Genomic DNA, 4671 nt, shown 5'->3' with positions numbered 1-4671 from the left:
TGAAATCACCCAGAGGAAAGCGCTAGCAGAAAAATACGGGCTGGATTACGGGGTATGTGGCGGTAAAACCTGCGTCCGGGTCATTAAAAAACAATGCGGCTATGGAGAGCAGGGCGATTACTGCGTGATAGACCCAAAGTAACCATAAGTTTTGTTTTTAAAAGCCTCAGGCATGTTTTTCCTGAAGCATGATCTGTCTTAGGATTTCATTGAGCCGGGTTTGGGGATTAGTACCAGCTTCAGATAACCACGTATACACATCGTCATCGACGGTTACGCGCTTTTTAGTGAAATAGCCACGTACTGAACCAGTCCAGTTGGTTTGCTCTGGTAAATCGGACAGATCAATTTCACTATCAGGCATGTTTTTCAATGCTTCGAGTTCAGCCAACTGTTCAGCCGTTAAAACAGGTTTTTCACCTGCCCTGTAAATTTTTCTAGTGATTGCCATAATATTCTTTCCTCTCATGTGCCGTTGCCTTACGGGCAGTAATGATGCGGATTACCTCTGTACCGTCATCATCATACACCAAGTGGCCGATGAACAAAATTAAGGTGTTTTCAGCCATTCCAATGGTTCTCCAGCGCTGCTCAGCATCCTTGACGAAATCTGTCTGAGTCAGATGGTTCTGGTCAAAGAATACCGTCAGTGCTGCTTCAAAACTCACTTTGTGCTTGAGCTTGTTTGATGCGTTCTTGGCATCGTCCCATTCAAATGTCGTATGACCATAATCAATTTTTGGCATGGTTTAATCTTGGATCGTTGATTACACCATTCTATCCAGATTGGTTCTGACACGTGCAAATTTCGCCATGTCTTTGCCTTTGCTTTTGATCTTAAAAAAAAGTGTTTTTCCTTTTAATATCTTTTAAAAGCTTTTAAAGATTTTTACGACCTCTTAACCTATTGATTTAATTAGTGTACCAGCGACATAAGACTACAGATTCCGACCTTAAAGACTACAGATTCCGAGTTTAAAGACTACAGATTCCGAGTTTAAAGACTACAGATTCCGACCTATTGACTACATTGTTAGATAGTGTAGTATTGCTACATTGATTTACTTTGTAGCAATAAGATGGAAAAGAGCAAAAAGAAATACGGATTAAACACGGTTGCCCAATCTAACAAACTGGTGGAAGCTATACATGGCATGACTTTAACTGAAAAAAGACTATTTGTTCATGCGTCTGGTTTAGCACGAGAGCAAGACTTAAAAGAAGGTGAAGTGCTGACTATTCGCGCTGATGAGTTTGCCCGTGAGTGTGGCATTCAGAGCCATACCGCTTATGAGGGTTTACAAGATGCAGTAGATCGGCTGTTTAACCGCTATTTTACTTACGTTAGTAGTACTGGTAATCCCGTTAAATGCCGTTGGGTGTACCGTCTGGAATATAAAAAGGGCTTGGGGGAGATTGCTGTATCCTTTCCCGCTGAAGTAATTTTAATGTTTACTTTATTCAATAAAGATAATCCATTTACAACCTATGACCGTAAGCATATCCAACAGATGACTAGCGTTTACGCAGTACGGTTTTACGAGTTGTTTATGCAGTACAAAAGCATTGGTAGCCGTACCTTTGAACTAGAACAAATTAAAACCATGTTTCAGCTTGATAATAAATACGATAGGGTTTTCAACCTAAAAGCTCGGGTAATTGACCCAGCAATACAGCAAATCAACGAGCTAACCGATTATACCGTTAGCTATGAGCAAATTAAGCGCGGGCGGACTGTCTATGCCCTTAAATTTTTCTTTGAACCCAAGAAGATTATTTCAGCCAAAAAACCAATAAGCTCAAAAAAAATAAAAGAAGAAAAACATATTTTTGCTTGGGGAAATGGTGAAAATCATCTGTTCAAAGAGCTCAAGAAAAAATGTCCCGGACTGACTAAATCCTATATTGAAGATCTAGCAAACAAAGGCGGCCGTGATCTTTCTTTTGTCTTGAATGATATGTTTATGAAACATGCGAAATCGGACAGCTTCGAGCTGGAGCTTACTGACTAATCAGCAGGTAAGACTTTGCCAGTGCTTGAGCATCGGACAGGGCATTATGTGGACGTTCAGAATTAACGGGGATCGTCCGATCCATCCATAACTGCATGGTTAAGGGCGGTGTCACCATGCAGGAACCAAAACCCACCACCAAAGCCCTAGAAAACAAGGCCAAGTCTTCAGGCCAATCAGCGATAACATGAACTTCTGGATACAGACCTAAAAAATGCATTAACCGTTTTTTAAACACATCCGGCTGAACAGGTTGCTTATCCAACATAGGTAGTACGTTTTCCTTAACCCAGTTGATCGGCTCCAGACATGGCAATACCTCGTAGAAGTAATTGCCATCTCCATCAACCAGTGCCATTGAGATCAGCTCACCACCAAAACCGTTAAACTCGCAGTCCAAGAACAGATTCATAATAACTCGATATTAGTCATGACTAAATTTTCAGCAACAAAACGTATGGTTATCATTTAAATTAAAGCCAATACAGTAACTTAAAACCAATTATCCATAGGTATAGGGTTAAAGTCTTCGTCCTTGCCGCCCTTGAGCTGGTGGAATATTCTTTGTATCTCATGCCCATCAATATCGCCTGATACATAGCGTTCAAATGCCTGTAACTGTTCAGGAGACGGGGTTAAATCATAGAAGTAAAACCACCCTTTAAAAGAGAAAAATTTTCCCTCCCGATACTGTCGTTCCCTCTCACTCAATAAAAACATACCGCCCCCACGTTGAAAACGTTAGCTTCTGGCATTCTTACGCTGGTTAAGCACCATTTGTCCCTGATCTGCCCAAATATCCCACTTCTGGTCATCTGTAGATACTTCTGCCGCTTTAAGTAATACACCTAAGAGCGCTGCCGGATTATGGTTATCCAGCCCGGCCACCTCAAACAATGCCCCCAGTTGCACCAATTTATTGGTTCGTTCCTTGCGCTTTTTTGCTTGATCCTCGGTTAATACCTTTTTGGCAGCACGTTGGGCAGAGGCGGCTTTATCGGCTGCCCGTTCTGCCTTGATAAGCGTAGTCAGGTGTTTAGTATTGGTTGGGGTGCGCTGTCCTTCTGGAATCTCGTACAGCTCAACCAATGTTTTTTGGGTTGCACTGGGATTCTTCAATCCTTTGATATATTGCACCCGATTCACTAACCATTGCTCACTCATCATCTACCGCCAAAGTCCGTTACTCATATATTCCCCCTAGCCTATGCAAAAAATACAATTTTTGCTAGTCTGCCGGAATAAGATTCGCAAACGGACTTCCATTCAAATTTTGAATGGCGCGATTAGATGTTTCTCCCTTCGGGCAGAAACCGCGTTAGGGGCAATGCCCCTAAGACCCCAAAGATACCGATTTTAGTTTTCTGCTGCCTACGTTCGTAGGACAGCGGAAAACTAAAATCGGTATCCCCAAAAAGCAGAGGCGGTGCAATGGCAGTACCACACATGAAAATCAAAACAGGCGGCGTGGGCAAGGCTGCCCCTCATGCTGAATATATTGCCCGTGAAGGCGAATATGCCAAGCGGTTAGAATCAGGCGAAAAGCTGGAGTACACCGAACACGGCAACATGCCCGCATGGGCGCAGCACAACCCCGCCGAGTTCTGGAAAGCCGCTGACCTGTTTGAGCGCAAAAACGGCAGCACCTACCGGGAATTTGAAATCGCCCTGCCGCGTGAGCTGGACGAGCAACAGCGCATTGAATTACTCAAGGACTGGGTAAAACAGGAGATCGGCGACAAGCATCCGTACTCCCTTGCTATCCACAACCCCAAGGCAATGGACGGCGGCGAACAGCCCCATGCCCATCTCATGTTCAACGAGCGCAGGCGGGACGGTATCGCCCGCGACCCAGACCAGTATTTCAAGCGGTACAACAGCAAGCACCCGGAACGGGGCGGCGCTCAGAAGCTCAACACCGGTAAAGACCACGCCACCCGGAAGCAGGAAATCAAAGAGATCCGCAACCGTTGGGAAACCATGTGCAACCAACACCTGGAACGGGCAGGGCAAAGCATCCGGGTAAACCTCAAGAGTTTAAAAGACCAGGGCATCAACCGCCCCCCGGAACGCAAGTACCTGCCTAGCGAAGCCCGCGACCCACAAAAACGGGCGGAACTGACCGCATTTCGGCATAGCCATAAAAACGCACAGAATCGCGCTACAGCCACGATTGATACAAAAATAGGGATAGATACCACCTTAGCCCGTTTCGAGGCGTACAAGCGAAAACAGAGCGAATTAGAGCAACAACACAAGGCAGCCGAAGTGGAAAAAGGCAGAAAAAAGAGAGAAACGGCTCAAACTGAGCAAAAAAACGACAAATTCAGTGACCGGGGTATGAGCCGATGAGCGAAGCAGAACACCGGGCCTTTGAGCTGCTCGCGATTGCTGAACAACAGCAGCTCGAGATACAGGCAGAATTAACCGCCATCCAGCACAACAACCAGCGCCTAACGACTGAACTAGGCCATGCGATCAGGACAGCCGCAGATCAGGCGGCTGAACTCACCGCAAAACGGATTGAAGCAAGGGCATCTGCTGCGGTTCAGGGCATGGAACGTATCCAGTGGATACACTATGCCTATGCCGCTGCTGGGCTGTTAGCAGTGATTATCACCCTATTGGCGTTTTTTATCATCTGGACACCATCCTTGGA

8 protein-coding genes are annotated in these 4671 nt (G+C 45.3%); 3 read left to right on the top strand and 5 right to left on the bottom strand.

The features are described 5' to 3' along the window. Positions 1 to 166: 166 nt before the first annotated feature. Together BKE30_RS13395 and BKE30_RS13390 are read right to left on the bottom strand one after the other, a co-directional pair. Positions 167 to 451: a hypothetical protein gene (locus BKE30_RS13395; RefSeq protein ID WP_076879089.1), complete on the bottom strand. Its 285-nt coding sequence runs from the start codon at positions 449 to 451 to the stop codon at positions 167 to 169. Next, entirely contained in the window at positions 438 to 746 is a 309-nt protein-coding gene (locus BKE30_RS13390; RefSeq protein WP_076879088.1) for a BrnT family toxin, read from the bottom strand. Before BKE30_RS13390 ends, BKE30_RS13395 begins: the two co-directional genes overlap by 14 nt. Before the next feature lie 333 nt (positions 747 to 1079). Here BKE30_RS13390 and BKE30_RS13385 point away from each other — a divergent pair, with 333 nt between their 5' ends. After that, positions 1080 to 2012, top strand: a complete 933-nt coding sequence (locus tag BKE30_RS13385; RefSeq protein ID WP_076879087.1) for a RepB family plasmid replication initiator protein — start codon at positions 1080 to 1082, stop codon at positions 2010 to 2012. Here BKE30_RS13385 and BKE30_RS13380 read toward each other — a convergent pair. The 3 genes from BKE30_RS13380 to BKE30_RS13370 form a co-directional block, all read right to left on the bottom strand. After that, positions 2002 to 2424 carry a hypothetical protein gene (locus tag BKE30_RS13380; protein ID WP_076879086.1) on the bottom strand — a complete coding sequence of 141 codons (423 nt, stop codon included), beginning with the start codon at positions 2422 to 2424 and terminating at the stop codon, positions 2002 to 2004. The genes BKE30_RS13385 and BKE30_RS13380 overlap by 11 nt on opposite strands. Before the next feature lie 80 nt (positions 2425 to 2504). Next, positions 2505 to 2732 (bottom strand): antitoxin VbhA family protein, encoded by a 228-nt coding sequence (locus tag BKE30_RS13375; protein ID WP_076879085.1) that lies wholly within the window; start codon positions 2730 to 2732, stop codon positions 2505 to 2507. Positions 2733 to 2753: 21 nt separating this feature from the next. After that, on the bottom strand, positions 2754 to 3176 hold the full coding sequence (locus BKE30_RS13370) for a conjugal transfer protein TraD (protein WP_076879084.1): 423 nt from the start codon (positions 3174 to 3176) through the stop codon (positions 2754 to 2756). 282 nt (positions 3177 to 3458) lie between these two features. On the opposite strand from BKE30_RS13370, the gene BKE30_RS13365 reads away from it, so the two are divergent. Then, positions 3459 to 4364: a MobA/MobL family protein gene (locus tag BKE30_RS13365; protein WP_227518411.1), complete on the top strand. Its 906-nt coding sequence runs from the start codon at positions 3459 to 3461 to the stop codon at positions 4362 to 4364. Beyond that, a partial coding sequence (locus BKE30_RS13360; protein ID WP_143253741.1) for a hypothetical protein occupies positions 4361 to 4671 on the top strand: 311 nt, incomplete at its 3' end. The genes BKE30_RS13365 and BKE30_RS13360, both read left to right, overlap by 4 nt.

The organism is Alkanindiges hydrocarboniclasticus, assembly GCF_001982605.1.
GTDB classification, from domain to species: domain Bacteria; phylum Pseudomonadota; class Gammaproteobacteria; order Pseudomonadales; family Moraxellaceae; genus Alkanindiges; species Alkanindiges hydrocarboniclasticus.
Note: the sequence above shows the minus strand (reverse complement) of the source record. Positions and strands in the feature narration are given on the sequence as shown.

Bases quoted from the DNA above. Each gene is read 5' to 3' on its own strand.
- BKE30_RS13395 (WP_076879089.1), bottom strand. From the start codon at position 451: ATGGCAATCACTAGAAAAATTTACAGGGCAGGTGAAAAACCTGTTTTA.
- BKE30_RS13390 (WP_076879088.1), bottom strand. From the start codon at position 746: ATGCCAAAAATTGATTATGGTCATACGACATTTGAATGGGACGATGCC.
- BKE30_RS13385 (WP_076879087.1), top strand. From the start codon at position 1,080: ATGGAAAAGAGCAAAAAGAAATACGGATTAAACACGGTTGCCCAATCT.
- BKE30_RS13380 (WP_076879086.1), bottom strand. From the start codon at position 2,424: ATGAATCTGTTCTTGGACTGCGAGTTTAACGGTTTTGGTGGTGAGCTG.
- BKE30_RS13375 (WP_076879085.1), bottom strand. From the start codon at position 2,732: ATGTTTTTATTGAGTGAGAGGGAACGACAGTATCGGGAGGGAAAATTT.
- BKE30_RS13370 (WP_076879084.1), bottom strand. From the start codon at position 3,176: ATGAGTGAGCAATGGTTAGTGAATCGGGTGCAATATATCAAAGGATTG.
- BKE30_RS13365 (WP_227518411.1), top strand. From the start codon at position 3,459: ATGAAAATCAAAACAGGCGGCGTGGGCAAGGCTGCCCCTCATGCTGAA.